Origin of the sequence: Alkalispirillum mobile, from assembly GCF_003664325.1 — a bacterium.
Lineage (GTDB): Bacteria > Pseudomonadota > Gammaproteobacteria > Nitrococcales > Halorhodospiraceae > Alkalilimnicola > Alkalilimnicola mobilis.
The window spans coordinates 926973-942639 of the sequence record NZ_RCDA01000001.1 but is presented as its reverse complement, the minus strand read 5'-3'; the positions used below and the strand labels follow the sequence as shown (position 1 = coordinate 942639).

At 67.9% G+C, this 15667-nt stretch carries 16 protein-coding genes; 6 read left to right on the top strand and 10 right to left on the bottom strand.

Annotated elements, in window-relative coordinates; translation table 11 throughout:
- Positions 1–63: 63 nt before the first annotated feature.
- The gene (locus tag DFR31_RS04365; RefSeq protein WP_121441411.1) at positions 64–453 is read right to left on the bottom strand and encodes a hypothetical protein; all 390 of its coding nucleotides are present in this window, start codon (positions 451–453) and stop codon (positions 64–66) included.
- 319 nt (positions 454–772) lie between these two features.
- On the opposite strand from DFR31_RS04365, the gene DFR31_RS04360 reads away from it, so the two are divergent.
- From DFR31_RS04360 to DFR31_RS04350, 3 genes are read left to right on the top strand one after another with little or no spacing between them, the layout of a single operon-like run.
- A complete protein-coding gene (locus DFR31_RS04360) occupies positions 773–2467 on the top strand; it encodes a PHA/PHB synthase family protein (protein ID WP_245971082.1) in 1695 nt (564 codons plus the stop codon).
- A gap of 25 nt (positions 2468–2492) precedes the next feature.
- Positions 2493–2879 (top strand): thiol-disulfide oxidoreductase DCC family protein, encoded by a 387-nt coding sequence (locus DFR31_RS04355; RefSeq protein ID WP_121441410.1) that lies wholly within the window; start codon positions 2493–2495, stop codon positions 2877–2879.
- 3 nt (positions 2880–2882) lie between these two features.
- Complete coding sequence (locus DFR31_RS04350; RefSeq protein WP_245971081.1) at positions 2883–3761, top strand: NAD-dependent protein deacetylase; 879 nt, start codon at positions 2883–2885, stop codon at positions 3759–3761.
- Here DFR31_RS04350 and arsS read toward each other — a convergent pair.
- From arsS to DFR31_RS04310, 8 genes are all read right to left on the bottom strand, one after another.
- Positions 3756–4715, bottom strand: coding sequence for an arsenosugar biosynthesis radical SAM (seleno)protein ArsS (gene arsS / locus DFR31_RS04345; protein WP_121441409.1), 960 nt, complete (start codon positions 4713–4715; stop codon positions 3756–3758). The genes DFR31_RS04350 and arsS overlap by 6 nt on opposite strands.
- Positions 4716–4742: 27 nt before the next feature.
- A complete protein-coding gene (locus DFR31_RS04340; protein WP_121441408.1) occupies positions 4743–6164 on the bottom strand; it encodes a dihydrolipoyl dehydrogenase family protein in 1422 nt (473 codons plus the stop codon).
- Positions 6161–6853, bottom strand: coding sequence for a TVP38/TMEM64 family protein (locus DFR31_RS04335; RefSeq protein WP_121441407.1), 693 nt, complete (start codon positions 6851–6853; stop codon positions 6161–6163). The genes DFR31_RS04340 and DFR31_RS04335 overlap by 4 nt, the downstream gene beginning before the upstream one ends.
- Positions 6854–7006: 153 nt before the next feature.
- Positions 7007–7600 carry a TIGR04282 family arsenosugar biosynthesis glycosyltransferase gene (locus DFR31_RS04330; protein WP_245971080.1) on the bottom strand — a complete coding sequence of 198 codons (594 nt, stop codon included), beginning with the start codon at positions 7598–7600 and terminating at the stop codon, positions 7007–7009.
- Positions 7601–7620: 20 nt separating this feature from the next.
- Positions 7621–8319 (bottom strand): TIGR04283 family arsenosugar biosynthesis glycosyltransferase, encoded by a 699-nt coding sequence (locus DFR31_RS04325; RefSeq protein ID WP_245971079.1) that lies wholly within the window; start codon positions 8317–8319, stop codon positions 7621–7623.
- Positions 8320–8361: 42 nt separating this feature from the next.
- On the bottom strand, positions 8362–9210 hold the full coding sequence (locus tag DFR31_RS04320; RefSeq protein ID WP_121441405.1) for an ABC transporter permease: 849 nt from the start codon (positions 9208–9210) through the stop codon (positions 8362–8364).
- Positions 9207–10442: an ABC transporter substrate-binding protein gene (locus DFR31_RS04315; protein ID WP_121441404.1), complete on the bottom strand. Its 1236-nt coding sequence runs from the start codon at positions 10440–10442 to the stop codon at positions 9207–9209. Before DFR31_RS04315 ends, DFR31_RS04320 begins: the two co-directional genes overlap by 4 nt.
- Positions 10435–11247 carry an ABC transporter ATP-binding protein gene (locus tag DFR31_RS04310; RefSeq protein ID WP_170153590.1) on the bottom strand — a complete coding sequence of 271 codons (813 nt, stop codon included), beginning with the start codon at positions 11245–11247 and terminating at the stop codon, positions 10435–10437. The genes DFR31_RS04315 and DFR31_RS04310 overlap by 8 nt, the downstream gene beginning before the upstream one ends.
- A gap of 297 nt (positions 11248–11544) precedes the next feature.
- On the opposite strand from DFR31_RS04310, the gene DFR31_RS04305 reads away from it, so the two are divergent.
- The 3 genes from DFR31_RS04305 (at position 11545) to DFR31_RS04295 (ending at position 14702) form a co-directional block, all read left to right on the top strand.
- The gene (locus DFR31_RS04305; RefSeq protein WP_121441402.1) at positions 11545–12087 is read left to right on the top strand and encodes an OsmC family protein; all 543 of its coding nucleotides are present in this window, start codon (positions 11545–11547) and stop codon (positions 12085–12087) included.
- A 65-nt stretch (positions 12088–12152) separates the two neighbouring features.
- Positions 12153–13277 (top strand): acyl-CoA dehydrogenase family protein, encoded by a 1125-nt coding sequence (locus tag DFR31_RS04300; RefSeq protein ID WP_121441401.1) that lies wholly within the window; start codon positions 12153–12155, stop codon positions 13275–13277.
- A gap of 15 nt (positions 13278–13292) precedes the next feature.
- Entirely contained in the window at positions 13293–14702 is a 1410-nt protein-coding gene (locus tag DFR31_RS04295) for an FAD-dependent oxidoreductase (protein ID WP_121441400.1), read from the top strand.
- Here the strand turns inward: DFR31_RS04295 and DFR31_RS04290 are convergent.
- A complete protein-coding gene (locus tag DFR31_RS04290; RefSeq protein ID WP_121441399.1) occupies positions 14699–15658 on the bottom strand; it encodes a hypothetical protein in 960 nt (319 codons plus the stop codon). The genes DFR31_RS04295 and DFR31_RS04290 overlap by 4 nt on opposite strands.
- Between the last annotated feature and the right edge of the window lie 9 nt (positions 15659–15667).

Genomic DNA, 15667 nt, shown 5'->3' with positions numbered 1-15667 from the left:
CGGAGACGCGGGCCTGGGCCTGACGGGGCCGTCGGCCGCGTCTCCGGGCATCGGGCGCCATAATCAGATCCCGTGGTTGCGGGTCCTGGCGTCAAGGACGCTGTTGCGTCCGTGCCGGGCGCGTTCCCGCTCGGTCGGTTGAGCGGCCCCTGGCCGCTCCGCCTGCTTGCGTTGCAGGGTCCGCTCGCGCACGGACTGGATGAATGGCAGGTAGTTCTGGCCGACCAGGGGGTCGCCGAAGCTCCGCTCTTCGGGTCCGTTATCCCGGACATGATTGACCCAGGTCTCGTAGTTCTGCCCGACACCGGCGCCCTGGGCTTCGGACAGGGTGGTCGGCGGATTGGCCCGGACCTGATCGACGAACGTGGTCCAGTTCTGGGCCGAGGCCAGTCCGGAGACGGTGAGGCCGGCGCCGAGGGTCAGGGTTACGGCGGTCTTGATAAGCGGTTTCATGGCATTCTCCTGCGCTTTCGCGGTTTGCGGATCGGGCCTTTTTCTCTCCGGCCGAATCCCTGTTGTGGTCTGCGCCTCCCGGGTCTGGGTGATGCCCTGTTTCCGGTTGGCGCACTGTCAGAATAGGGGCATGGGTCATTTGGCGTAATTCGTTGGATTACCTAGCGGAAAATGCTTAACGGGGCGGCTCACGAGTGATTTTTGAGGGGGCGCCGGCGCGGGGCGTCGGCCGGATTTGAAGCGCGGCTGGACCTCTCCTGCCGGGCCTAATACTCTGGGTATTCGAACGGGTTTATTAGCACTGAGAGGGAGCCGAATCGTGGAGGACAAGCCAAGGCCGGAACCGCTGCCTGCACAGCTGGATCCATGGGGTGTGGGTGAAGCCTGGGCGGAGTTGGGGCTGCAATGGCTGCGCCACCCCGATTACGCCCGGAACATGGCGCTGCGCTATGCCGCCGGCGGTGCAGCTTTCGGGCAGGAGGCCTGGCGCCGGCTTTCAGGGTTTCCGCCGCAAACGGTGGAGCACCCGCACCCGGACGATATCCGGTTCAAGGACGCGGCCTGGGAGCAGAACCCCTTCCTCAATGGCCTGATGCAGGCCTACTTGTTCAATACCCGCTGGTGGATGAACGCCGTTTATGAAACGCCGGGCATGGACCCGGCGTTGCTAAAACGGGCCGCATTCTGGGGGCGCCAGTGGGTGGATGCCTTGGCCCCGGGCAATGACTTCTGGAGTAATCCCCAGGCGGTGGAGAAGTTTCTCGCCAGCGGCGGTGAGAGCGCGCTGCGGGGGCTGCGCCAGTTCGGGCGGGATCTGCTGGCCGGTGAACTGCCGATGACCGATCGGGCGGCTTTCCACGTGGGGGGCAACGTCGCCACCACAACCGGGCAGGTGATTTACCGCAACCGGCTCGTGGAGGTGATCCAGTACCGACCGACCACCGACACGGTTCATTCGGTGCCCCTGTTGTTCGTGCCCCCCTGGATCAACAAGTATTACGTGCTCGATCTCAATCGCCGCAAGAGCATGGTCCGCTGGCTGGTGGAGCAGGGCTTTACCGTGTTCCTGATCAGCTGGCGAAACCCCGGGCCGGAGATGCGGGACCTGCGGTTCGGTGATTACCTGAGCGAGGGCCTGGATCCGGCGGTTGAGGTGGTCCGCGAGATCACCGGGGCGCCCCGGGTGCACGCCATCGGCTACTGCATCGGCGGCACGCTGCTGAGCTGCTACATGGCCTGGCGCAACCGCGGGCCGGGCGGGGCGCGGAACAACCCCATCGCCCACTGGACCACCTTCACCACCCTGGTCGATTTCGAGGACCCGGGCGAGATCGGCGCCTTCATTAGTGAACCGGCCATCGAAGCGCTGGAACGGATGATGGAGGGGCCGGGGTACCTGCCCGGAGAGGCGCTGGCCTTTTCCTTCCGGATGCTGCGCCCCAACACCCTGATTTGGCATTACTACATCCGCAACTACCTGCATGGGGAGGACCCGACGCCCTTCGACGTGCTTTTCTGGAACACCGACAACACCCGGCTGCCGAAGGCGATGCACAGCGAGTATCTGCGCGAGTTCTACCTGCATAACCGCCTGCGCGAGCCGGACGGGGTGGAACTGGCCGGTCGCCGGATCGACCTGGGGCGGATCCGTCAGCCGCTATACTGCGTGGGCACCGTCGATGACCACATTGCGCCCTGGAAGCAGGTCTTCCGTCTGCCCGCTCTGGTGGCCGGCGAAGTGCGCGGTGTGCTCAGTACCTCGGGGCACATCTTCGGCATCGTCAACCCGCCGGTGGACCCGCCCAAGCGCAGCTTCTGGGCCGGCCCGGCCACGGGCCTCACCGATCCCGAGCAATGGCGGGCGGAGCAGTCCCTCACGCCGGGCAGTTGGTGGGAGGACTGGCGGGACTGGCTGGCGCAGCGCTGCGGCGAGCGGGTGGCGCCACCGCCCCAGGGCAGTGATGCCCACCCCCCCTTGATGGAGGCGCCCGGCCAGTACGTGCTGGAGCGCTGAGTTGGAGGAGCGAACCGTGGCAGTAATGCAGCACAACAGGCCTGTGGCCTTTTACGATGGCGGATGTCCGGTCTGCCGGCGGGAGATTGCCCATTACCAGCGGCTGGATCGTGAGGGGGCGGTGGAGTGGCGGGATATCCACGCCCGCCCCGAGGTGCTTTCGGACGTCGACATCACCTGGGAGACGGCCATGCGGCGCTTCCACTGCCTGGATGAGACCGGGCGTCTGCGCCACGGGGTGGACGGCTTCGCGGTGATTTGGGCGCGACTGCCCTACTGGCGCTGGCTGGCCCGGCTGGTGCGCGGCACCCGTCTGGTCGGGCCGCTGGACCGGGTTTACGCCTGGTATGCGGATCGCCGCTACGTCCGGCGCTGCGGTGCCAGTGGTTGTGATACCTCGGCGAGGGACTGAGCGGTGGCCGTGCAGATTCGGATGCCCGATGTTCGCCGCTGGCCCGAGGTCGAGGTGCCCACTGCCGGCTGGGATGCGCTGGCGGATTTCCTCGCCGCTCACCCCCGCACCCTGGTCCTGACTGGTGCCGGCATCAGCACCGGGTCCGGCATTCCCGCCTACCGGGATTACGAGGGCCGCTGGGTGCACCGTCAGCCGATGCAGTACCAGGCCTTCATGGGCAGCGAGGTGCTGCGGCGGCGCTATTGGGCGCGCAGCTACCTGGGCTGGCCGCGGATGCAGGCTGCACGACCCAACCCGGCCCATCATGGACTGGCCGCCCTTCAGCACGCTGGTTATCTGGGTGATCTGGTTACCCAGAACGTGGATCGACTGCACCACAAGGCCGGGAGTCCGGCGGTGACCGAATTGCATGGCACGCTTTCAGAGGTGGTCTGTCAGGATTGTGAGCGGCGGATACCCCGAGAAGCGCTGCAGGCGGAGTTGGACGCGCTCAACCCCGACTGGGCGGCCACCGTGCACGGTATCAACCCGGACGGTGACGCGGAGCTGGACGAGGATGCCTATGACGGCTTCCGCATCGCCCATTGCCACGGCTGTGGCGGCGTGCTGAAACCGGATGTGGTGTTCTTCGGCGAGAGTGTGCCGCCGGCCCGGGTCAGCGCCGTGCGTGCGGCGTTGGCGGCCAGCGACGCCCTGCTGGTGGTGGGGTCATCGCTGGTGGTCTGGTCCGGCTACCGCTTTGCCCGCGAGGCGGCGGCCCTCGGCAAGCCGTTGGTCGCGATCAACCAGGGCCGCACCCGAGCCGACGGGCTGCTTCGCTTCAAGGTCGAGGCCCCGTGCCACGAGGTGTTGCCCGCCTTGGCTACCCACCTGTCATAGCGCGCCCCCGCAACTGGACCCTTGCCCGGCGGTGCAGCCGTAGCAGTGGTCCGCGACGGCGATGGGGGCACCGTCGAGGTCGCGTCCAATGAGATCGCGCAGGTGGCTCCGGGGCTTGGCGTCGGCGCCCAACGGGATGGCGAGCATCTGGTTGAAGTCGCAGTCGTAAACGTAGCCGCGCCAGTCCACGCTGAGCAGACTGCGGCACATGACGTTGGCCAGGTTCTCCGGCCGGTAGGCGGACTTGAGCAGGGCCATGTAGGTCTCGTACTGCCCGGATTTTTGGAGCTGCTTGGCGAAGCGGTGGATGGGCATGTTGGTGATCGTGAACAGGCCGTTGAACACCATGCCGAATTCATCCGCCAGGTGCCGCTTGTAATCCGCCTCCAGTTGGCCCTGCGGGGGCGGCAGGGTGGCGCCCAGGGGGTTGTATACCAGGTTCAGGGTGAGGCCGCTTCCCGGTTGACCATAGCCCACGGCGTTGAGTTTGCGCAGGCCGTTGATGCTCTGTTCGAAGACCCCCTCGCCGCGCTGGCTGTCGACGTTGTCTGCCGAATAACAGGGCAGCGAGGCCACCACCTCTACCCGGTGGGCGGCCAGAAAGTCCGCCAGATCCGCCTGTCCGGGCTGCTCCAGTACCGTAAGATTGCAGCGGTCCATGACATGCACCCCCAGGGCGCAGGCCTGTTCCACCAGATAGTGGAACTGCGGGTTCAGCTCCGGTGCCCCGCCGGTCAGGTCCAGGGTGCGTGCGCCGGACTCGCGCAGGTAGTCCAGCACCAGGTCGGCGGTGGCGCGGTCCATCTTCTCCTTGCGGTTGGGCCCGGCGTTCACGTGGCAGTGGAAACAGGTTTGGTTGCACACATAGCCAACGTTTACCTGCAGGGTTTCCAGCTGGCGGCGGCGGATGGCCGGAAAGGTTGTCGGTTGCAGTTGCGGGAAGGTAGCGCTCATCGAGCCTCCGTGGGAACGTGCAAGGGGTCAGCGCCCCGGTAGCCAGCGTTGCAGCAGGGCGACCAGTCGGCGCGTCCTGTCACTGTAGAGTGTCTCGGTGTAGCGGGTGTTCACCGCCCGCCGGAACACCTGGGCCAGGGTGGGGTAGGCGTGGATGGCCGAGGCCAGGGTGGCCACCCGCAAGCGCGCCTGTATGGCGAGCACCGCCTCGTGGATCAGCTCGCCGGCGTGCGGCCCAAGGACGCTGGCGCCCACCAGGCGGCCCCGGCGGACCACCAGCTTGGCTTGCCCCGCCGTTTCCCCCTCCGCCAGGGCGCGATCCACGGCGCTGAAGGGGAAGCGAAGCACCTCCACCTCGATATTGCGGGCCCGGGCCTCGTCCTCGGTCAGCCCCACGGTGGCCAGTTCGGGCGCGGTGTAGGTCACCCAGGGAACCACCCGGTAGTCGGCCTTTTTGGGCACCCGGAAGAGCGCGTTGGCGATGGCGATACCGGCCTGGTACTCCGCCATGTGGGTAAAGGGGTAGGGGCCGCAGCAGTCGCCGACCGCGTAGATATGGCGGACACTGCTCCGCTGCCTCCGGTCCACCCGTATGCCGCGCGGGCCGAAATCCACCCCGGCAGCCTTCAGGTCAAGGTCCAGGTTGGGCGTGCGGCCGGCGGCCAGCAACAGGGTATCGGCCTCCACAGTCCAGTGCGCGGTTCCGTTGCGGCAGGCCAGCCGCGAGACCCCGTCGGCCTGCTCGATCCGCTCCACGGTGGTGCGGGTATGCAGGGTGAGCCCTTCTGTTTCCAGCACCTGGCGCAGCTCAGCGGTCAGCTCCGCGTCATCGCGCGGCAGGATCTGACCGGCCATCTCCACCACGGTGACCTGGCTGCCGAGACGGGCGAAGGCCTGGGCCAGCTCGATACCGATGGGGCCGCCACCCAGCACGGCCAGGCGACGGGGTAGCGTCCTGAGCCCGAAGATGGTCTCGTTGGTATGGAAGTCGGCATCCGTCAGCCCGGGGATCGGCGGTATCGCGGGACGAGAGCCGGTGGCTATCAGAAAGCGTCGCGCCTGCAGCCGTTCCCCGTTGACGATCACCGTGTCCGCGTCGGTGAAACGGGCGTGACCGAAGCGGACGTCCACCCCGTAGGCCCGGAACCGGTCCGGGTCGTCGTGCTGCTGGATCTGACCGATCACGGCGTGGACGCGATCCATCACGGCACCCAGGTCCACCGGGCCGGGGTTCGCCGCCAGCCCGAATTCCCCGGCCCGGTGTATCAGTCGGGCCACCTCCGCGGAGCGGATCAGGGTCTTGCTGGGTACGCAACCATGGTGCAGGCAGTCGCCGCCCAGGTTCTCGCCGGCATCCACCAGGACGGTGTCCACGCCCAGTTGGCCGGCAACGCTGGCCGTCACCAGCCCCCCCACGCCGCCGCCGATGATGACCAGGTCGTGCTTCATAGGTCTCTCCCGGTGGGGGGCGGATGCTCATCGGGCAGGGGTTGCCGGCGGATGCGGCGGATCAGTCGGGGCAGGAACAGCATCAGCGCCAGCAGGGCCAGCGCGATCAGTATGGCCTGGATGGCGCGCTCGCCGCCGGCGATGGCCTCGGCACCGGCATAGCCGAGCCAGGTGTAGGCCAACGCCCCGGGCGCCATGCAGATGAAGGTTGCGGCCAGGTAGTGCGTGATCGGGATGCGGGTCAGGCCGAGCGCATAATTGAGCAGATTGAAGGGAAACAGTGGCACCAGCCGGGTCAAGGCAACGAAGCGCCAGCCCTCGCGCTCCACCCCGGCGATGACCCGGCCGAGCTGGCCACCGGCCTTGCGCGCGACCCAGTCGGCGGCCAGATGACGCGCCACCAGGAAGGCCAGCCCGGCGCCCAGAGTGGCCCCGACGAGGCTGTACAGCGTGCCCCAGAGCGGGCCGAAGAGCACGCCTCCGGCCAGGGTAAAGACCGAACCGGGGACGAAGCCCACCGCCGCCACCGCATAGGCCCCCATGAAGGCCAGAGGTGCCCAGGCACCGAGATCATCCAGGGTGGCCCGCAGCATATCCAGTTGCAGGTGGTCGCGCAGTGCCCACGCCGCTGCAATCACGAGCAGCAGGCCGAGCACAACCGGTCCTTTGCGTTTTATCGTACTTCGCATGGGATTCCCCGAACTGGCGCATCTGTCAGCCAGTATCGGGGAATAGGGCGCCGGGTGAAATCAGTAATACCCGAAGGGAAGCGGCGGGGGTCAGGCCCGGGCTCCGTCGGTGTGTGAGCATCCGTCCCCAGAAGTCGTGCAACAGCGCCAGTGTTACGGCCTCTGCCAGTTGCCGGGCAGGTGAGCGAGGTCGCCCGGCTCGTCAATGTCGTGCAGCGTGGGCATGCAGTGCAGCGTCCAGCCCAGGGCGCGTGCGCGGGCCAAGGTAATGGCCGTGACGGTGGATGTGCTCCAGGGCACCTGGTGGAAAAGGTCCGCGTGATAGCGGCGCAGGGCCAGTGCCGAATAGCCACCGTCGCTGACCGGCGTGATCACCGCGTCGGCACCATTCAGCGCACGGGCCATGGCGCGGAGCCGGGGGGCGGTCAGTGCCGGGCAGTCGCTGCCCATGAGCAGCACCGGGTGGCCGGTGGCTGTCACCCTTCGGGCCGCCCGGGCCATCCGATCACCCAGATCGCCCCCGCCCTGGTCGCTGATCCGCAGGTCGCGGGGTAGCGCGATGCCTTCCCAGGCCGCCTCGCCGCCCGGCGTGCGGCAGAGTTCCACCGGCCCGAGGTCGGCCGTTAAGGCCTGGTGCAGTGCGTGGGCCAGTAACCGGTCCGCCAGCCGGGCGGCACCGTGGGCGCCGAGTGCGGGGATCAGCCGGGTCTTGGCCAGGCCCGGGCGCGGCGCCTTTGCCAGAACCACGATATGTACCGGGGGGCTGGTCATCGGTAGTGGCGGGCCAGGGTTTTGGCCGGCACCCCCCGCCAGTACGCCAGGCGCAGGCGCCACATCAGGGTGATGGTGCGCCAGACGCCCCGCTGGTCCCAGCGGCGGCCGGAGGTAGTGACCCGCGCCCGCAGACAGCGGGGCGGAGAGAGCCGCTTCAGACGGCGGCTGATCTCGATGTCCTCCATCAGCGGCTGGTCGGGAAAGCCGCCCACGGCATCAAAGGCGCGGCGGGTCATGAACAGCGCCTGGTCCCCGGTGGCGATGCCGGTGAGCCGGGAACGGCTATTCATCAGGGTGCCGACCAGGCGGAGCACGGGGCTGGCGCCGGTGATCGTGACGTCGAACCGGCCCCAGTGCCGCGCGCCGCTGCGCAGCGCCTGTTCAATCAGCGCGTCGGCGCCCTCCGGCAACCGGGTGTCGGCGTGCAGGAACAGCAACAGCGGCCGGCTGCTGGCAGCGGCGCCAGCGTTCATCTGGGCGGCCCGCCCCGGCGGGGAGGACAGCACCCGGAACCCGTGCTTGCTGGCCAGCTCCGCGGTCCCGTCCCGACTGCCGCCATCCACCAGCCACAGCTCATGGCCAGGGCGAAGTGCGGCCTGGAGATTAGCGGCCAGCGCGGGGATGTTATCGGCCTCATCCAGCGCCGGTACGATCAGCGCCAGGCGGTCGGTTTGTTCGGAGTCGCGGTTCACGTTCTCCAGTATGACACGGCCGGTGCCGGCCGCCCGGGCGGCTTAGCCGTTCTGCCAGCCCAGGTAGCGGATCAGTGCCACCACGGCGGAATCGAGCAGGTAGCCGATGACGCCGATGATCAACACCAGGGCAGCCAGCTGGTCGTAGGCCAGGATGTCGCGGGCATCGTTGATGGCGTAGCCAAGGCCGCTGGTCACCCCCAGGTACTCCGCCGGAACCAGCACCACCCAGGCGATCCCCAGCGCCAGGCGGAAGCCGGCCAGGATGTCCGGCGCCACCGCGGGCAGCACCAGCCGGCGCAGGCTGGCGGCCGGCGAGGCGCCGAAGTTGCGCGCGACCTTGAAGTACATCGGGTCGATCCGCTGCACCGCGAAGGCCGTGGAGAACAGGATGGGCCAGAGCGAGGCCATGAAGATCAGGAAGATGATCGCCCCGTCCCAGGTGGCGAAGGCCAGCACGGCAATGGGCATCCAGGCCAGCGGGCTGACCATGCGCAGCAGCTGGAAGGGGAAACTGGTGACCCGGCGGACCACCGGCAATGCGCCCACCAGGATGCCCAGGGGGATGGCCACCACCGTGGCCCACATCAGGCCCTGGGCAATGCGGTTGAGGCTCGGCGCGGCGTGGTGCCAGGCATCGCCGGAGGTCACCAGCTGCCAGGCCGCCGGCAGGGCGTGGCCCGGGGCGAAGCCGCTGAAGGCCATGGTGTCGGGGTTATTGGCGATGGCGTAGCCACCGAGCCACCAGAAGCCCAGCAACAGGGCCAGCCCGGCCAGGGGGTAGGCCAGCGGCGCGGTGCGCTGCCAGATCACCGCGGCAGCGGAGGGGGTGCGCGCCGCGTTGACAGCGGAAGGGGCACCGGCAAGCGGTGCCGGTCCTTGCGTACTCATAGCCGGATGATCTCCTCCCGTTCCCAGGCGGTGTCGGCGGTGACATCGCCCTGGTGCGCCTCCGGGTACTGCTCCAGGGCGCGGCGCACGAACCGGTCGTCCACCAGGTCGGCTGCCACCCGGTCCGGGTCCAGGTCGTCCAGGAAAGTCTTGTCCCCGCCCACGAGGGTCTGCGTCATGTTGCGCACTAGCTCCCGGGTGGCAGACGGGTAGGGGTAGGGGGCGAAATCAATTCGGCCCACACCCCATTCCGAATGGCGGATCGCCCGCGGGTCGGCGTACTCCTCCGGGTCGTAGTGGGTCATGGCCCGCACCACCACGTTGGCGGGCATGGGCAGGTAGCCCTTGCCGTCCCGAGAGAGCATCTCTGCAGTCTCCACCTTGTTCTGCTGGGCGTAGAGCTCGGCGCGCACCAGCGCATTGAGGACCTTCTGGGTGCGCTCCGGGTTGGCCTCTACCTGCTTTTCATTCATGCACAGCACGCAGCAGGGGTGGTTCTTCCAGATATCCCCGGTGAAGCGCAGCAGCGACCCATTGGCGAGCAATTCCCCCGCGGCATTGAACGGCTCGGCCACGGTGAAACCGTCGATGCGGCCGGCCGCCAGGGCTGAGGGCATCTCTGCCGGTGGCAGGATGGCCAGGTTGACCTGGTTGTCGGCCAGCTCCGCGGACTGGTCCTGGATGACCGGTTCCAGCCCGGCCTCGCGCAGCGCCATCTGCAGCAGCACGTTGTGCACCGAGTACCAGAAGGGCACGGCGATCTGGGTGCCGCCCAGGTCGGCGAACTCCTTGGCGCCGCTGGCCTGGCTCATCAGCACGGCGGAGCCGTTGGTGTGGGCCCAGGCCATGATCTTGACCGGGAAGTGGTTGTTGTAGCGCATCCAGACGGGGATGGGCTTGAGCAGGTGCACCAGGTTGTAGCGGCCCCGGGCAAAGCCCTCCACCAGCGGTGACCAGCCACGGATCAGCTCCGGGTCGGCCACCTCCAGGCCTTCGTCCTCGAAGTAGCCGCGGGCGTGGGCGACGAGGAGCGGGGTGGCGTCGGTGATGGGCAGGTAGCCGATGCGCACAACCTCGTCCTTGCTGGCAGCCGCGGCGGTGCTGAGCAGGCCGGGCATGCCGAGACCGGCAGCCAGGCCACCGGCGGCCAATGAGTCGAGCAAGAAGCGCCGGCGGCCGTTGCTGAAGTCGTAATCGATGTGGCTGTCGCCGTCGTGTTCGCACTTAGCCATGGGCCAGCTCCAGTTGCGCGTGGTCAGGGGTGGGCGCCGGTTGGTCACGGGTGGTCTGAGGGGCCACCGAGTCGCGGAACCGTGCCATGAGCGCCTCCCGCTGGCGGCCGAACGCCGGCTGCATCGGGTTACGCGGATAGGGCAGGTCCACCGGCAGGACGCTTCGGAAGGTGCCGGGAGCGCGGCCCATGACCACCACCCGATCGCCCATGGTGAGCGCCTCGTCGATATCGTGGGTGACCAGGACCAGGGTGATGCCCTGGTCGCGGGCGATCTGGCTGACCTCCAGCTGGAGGTTGCGACGGGTGAAGGCGTCCAGGGCCGAGAAGGGCTCATCCAGCAGGATGATCTCGGGGCCCACCGCCAGCGACCGGGCCAGCGCCACTCGCTGCTGCTGCCCGCCGGAGAGATCGCCGATGGGGGCCTCCGCCTTGTCGGCCAGGTCCACCAGCGCCAGCATCTCCGCTACCCGGGTCTTCAGGCTGTCGGTCTGCCCGGTGAACTGCAGGCCCAGGGCCACGTTCTGTCGCACGTTCAGCCAGGGGTAGAGGCCCGGCCGCTGGAACATCATGTTCCAGGCGGCGTCTGGCCGTTGCACGGTGCGGCCGCCGATGCGCACCTGCCCGGCACTGGGCAGGGTCAACCCGGCCAGCATGTGCAGCAGCGTGGATTTGCCACAGCCGCTCTCGCCGATGATGGCCACGCTCTCACCGGAGGCGATCTCCAGCGAGAGGGCTTCCAGCACCCACGGGTCGCGGGTATGGAAGCGGTGGGAGAGTTGTTCGATCTGAATCGGTGCGCCCATAGTGGCCTCCATTACTGTCTCCGTGCCGGATGCGGGCTATGGGCAGGAGACTAGCCCCAGTTCTTAATAACAATAAATACCGATTGTTCGTTTATTTATGCGCCTGATGCATATGCCGCATGGGCACTAGCGTTTTCGCCTTAAAGGCCAAAAAAGAATAAGTAATTTTTTCTTTAGTCTTTTTCGGTTGCCAAGGACTGAGCCTAGACTGCGGGCATTCGCCGTTGCCGGGGCCGGCACCGCCGGGCCGCAACGTCAGTCAGTGAATCACCGTCTGTAAACGACAGGAGCAGTGCCATGAGCGAGTCCGCAACCCGCACCAAGGAACGCAAGCCCCTGCGCCCCATCGACCTGGAGGGGCTGAAGGCCCTGGGCGCCAAGGCCAAGCTCGACCCCGCCAAGGTCAACACCCTCAAGGCGCACACCGAGTGCGAGGGCGTGTTCCGCATGATGACCTACTGCCGGGACCTGGACGGCCACCTGATTGATGAGCCGCCGACTCTGCTGGGTGAGGACAACGCCCCGAACCCCTCCGAGGCCACCCTGGCGGCATTGGCCTCCTGCCTGCTGGTGGGTATCCACGCCAACGCCACCTACCGGGGCATCACGCTGTACAAGCTGGAGGCCGACCTGGAGGGGGATATCAACATCAGCAGCGCCTGGGGCGTGGGTGATACCAGCGAGAAGCGGCTCGGCTTTACCGAGATCCGGGTGAAGTTCGATATCGATGCCAACTGTTCCCGCGAGGAGTTGCAGGAGCTGATCGAGTGGTCCGACAAGTGGTCACCGGTGGGCAACACGTTACGTAACCCGGTGGAGACCAAGATCAGTCTCGCCTGATCCTCGGCGGGCGGTGCCGGCCCTGGTGCCGGTCCGCCCGCCGCAGACCGCCTCAGGAGGCCGCCATGTCCGTCGCCGCAGAAAAACTCTCCCCCGTCGCCACCCCGGACCTGCCGAGCCGTGTCGCCGAGCTGGTCCGCACCGACCTGGCTCCCCACACCGTCCGCGTGGACCGCGAGGGCTGGTACCCGGAGCCCTTTATGCGCAAGTTGGGGGACCTGGGCGCGTACCGCCAGCACCTGGCATCGCGGAATGGCGCAGGCCAGGCCGATTTCCCCGGCGCCATTCGCGCCATGGAAGCGGTCTCCCGGGAGTGCATGTCCACCGGCTTCTGCGTCTGGTGCCAGGACGCCCTGGCCTGGTACCTGGATAACGCCGACAACCCGGCGGTGCGCAGCATCATGTTGCCCGCAGTGGCCGAGGGCCGACGTCTGGGCGGTACGGGACTGTCCAACGCCATGAAAAACCTGGCGGCCATCGAACCACTCAAGGTCCGGCTGCAGCGGGTGGACGGCGGGTACATCGCCAACGGCACGTTGCCCTGGGTCTCCAACCTCGGCGAGCGGCACGCCTTCGCTGCTGTGTTCGAGCTGGCCGGGAGCGGGGGACGGAAGGTGATGGCCGTGGTCCGCTGTGACCAGCCGGGTTTCTCGCTGCAGCGCTGCGCCGAGTTCACGGCCCTGGAGGGCAGCGGCACTTTCGCCTGCCACTTCAATGACAGTTTCATACCCGACTCGCAGGTGATCACCACCGACGTGGCGGGCTTTATCCCGCGTATCCGCGCCGGTTTCGTGCTCCTGCAGATGGGGATGGGCCTGGGCCTGGTACAGGGCTGCATCGACATCATGCAGTCGGTGCGGCAGACTCATGGGCACGTTAACCGCTACCTGGACGAGCAGCCGGAGACACTGGCCGAGGCCCTGGCGGACGCCCGCGCAGCCACTTACGCCCTGGCCGAGGAGGTGCATGACAGCTCCGATGGCTACTTCGCGGACGTGCTGCAACTGCGCCACACCGGCTCGGAACTGGCCCTGCGCGCCTCGCAGGCCGCCATGCTGCATTCCGGGGCCCGCGGTTACCTGGCTGACGCACCCGCCCAGCGCAAGCTGCGCGAGTCCTACTTTGTGGCCATCGTGACCCCGGCCATCAAGCACATCCGCAAGGAGCTTGAGCGGTTGGGCGCCACCTGATCAAGCGAGGAGTTCATGGGCAGCACACCGTTCCGCCGTTACCTGTGTCGTGTTTGCGGCTACATCTACGATGAGGCCGAGGGGGACCCGGACGGTGGGCTACCACCGGGGACGCGGTTCGAGGACATCCCCGACGACTGGGAGTGCCCGGATTGCGGTGTGCGCAAGGTGGACTTCGACCTGCTGGAGGAGAGCGCGGAGGCTTTGGAGGCCGCCGAGGCCCCCGCGATGCGTTCGGTGGACCTGGCCGCCGGCCAGGGGGCGGACCAGGTGGTCATCATCGGCGGTGGGATGGCCGCCTGGGCAGTGGCCGAGGCGCTGCGTGCCCAAGATGAGGCGCGCCCCATTACCCTGGTCACCCGCTGTAACGGCGATGTCTATTACAAGCCCCAGTTGTCGGCAGCGGCGGCTCGGGGCCGTACGCCCGACGACCTGGTCCAGGCCGCGGGCGAGGATAAGGCGAGGGAACTGGGCGTGAACCTGGTGGCGCGCACCCGGGCACTGGCCATCGACACCGACCGACGCCGGGTCATCACCCCGCGGGGCGGGGTGCCGTACGGCGACCTGGTGCTGGCTACCGGGGCGCGGCAGCCGCGCCCGTCGCTGCAGGGCAACGCTGCTACCGAGGTGCTCCAGGTGAATGACCTCGCCGCCTACCGGCGGCTCCGGGAGCGGGTGGACGCCCACGACCCGGCGCGGGTCTTGATCATGGGCGCCGGGCTGATCGGCTGTGAATTCGCCGAGGACCTGTCCGGGGCGGGGCACCGCATTACCCTGGTGGATATCGCCGATCGGCCGCTGAGCCGCCTGTTGCCGGCGCAGGTCAGTGGCGATCTGCAGGCCGCGCTGAGCGAAAAGGGGGTCGACCTGAGGCTGGGGCGGACGGTCGCCACCGTGACGCGTACCGGCGAAGGGCCCTATACCGTTACGCTGGACGACGACACCCGCCTGGAGGTGGACGTGGTGGTGAGCGCCCTGGGGCTGATCCCGAGCACCCGTCTGGCGGAAAAGGCCGGACTGGCGGTGGGCCACGGCATCCGCGTGGATGAGCGGCTGCGCACCAGCGACCCCCGCATCCGGGCCTTGGGCGACTGCAGCGAACACGAGGGGCATCTGCTCCCCTACGTGCAGCCCCTCAAGGCACAGGCCCGGGTGATCGGCGCCGCGCTCGCCGGCGACGAGGACGCCGTCTACCGTGCGGAGCCCGGTACCGTACGGGTGAAAACCCCCTCTCTGCCCCTGGCGGTCTGGTCCCCCTGGACCGCCGGCGAGTGGAGCGAAAAGACCAGCGAAGAGGCCGGCCGGGTGATGTTGCACTACTCCGGGGCCGCGCTGACCGGGTTCGCCCTGTCGGGGCGCCAGGTGCGCCAGGGCCCGAAGCTGGAAAAGGCGATACGGGCCGGGAAAAGCCCGGATGCGGCCTAACCCCGGGCGAGTATTGCCTGCAGCGGGGTCAGCAGGACCTCGGCTCCGAATACCGCCCGGCCGTCCGGTAGCAAGCCCAGGCAGTGATGGCGGTGCTGTTCCGGGGCAGCGCCCCGCAGCCCGCCGCCCTTGGCCACCGGCTCCGGCGCATCCACCAGGATGTGCAGGCAGTCGTTGCTCCGCAGCGCCCGCGCCAGGCCCTGGTCGACGCTGATCAGGTGGCTGGTGTAGACCATGGGGTTGGCGTAGAAGTCGAACCCCATGCTGTCGGCCCGCTCCAGCAGGGCGCAGGAGATCAGCGAGGCTGGCACCATGTCCGGAAAGTTGACCCGGTGCTCGATCTCGTCGAAGTACCAGGCCTGATCGCCCAGGGAGGCGGAGATCAGGTTCTTGGCGTTCCCGTTCATCAGGTACTTGCGCTTCAGGAACCAGTCGGTCTCTGCTAGTGGCTGGCGATCCGGGGCGGTCCGGAGCTGCTCCTCGCTGGCACCCACCCGACTCAGGCCCTCCGTGACCAGCGGACACTGGGGTGTGGCCGTGTCCCGGACGTTGCCCATCAAAGCCAGGCCCCCCTCCTTGCGGAGGATGACCCGGTTGGCAATGACCGGGAGACCCTGGTCGTCGCGGGTCTCCCGGGTGGCCCGTATTTCCGGCTGGAAGGGCTCGTCGGGGCGCAGAACATCGGCGAAGGTGAACTGATAATTACGGAAACCGCCCTGCGGTAGCGGGTAACCCCGCGCCTGCCGCTCCAGGCTTACCAGGTATTCCACCAGGCATTCCATCTGAAAGCCCAGCGCAATGGGGCCACCGAAGGGGTTGTTGCGGATCAGGCGCCATTTGCGGCTGTCGTGGAAGGGGTTGAAGTCATCGGTGGCGTTTCGGGCCACGTCGATGTGGATCTGCTGGAATCGAAACGGGGCAGAGGTCTCGTCGAGTTGCAAGGCAGCGCTGGCCATAGGGTCGTT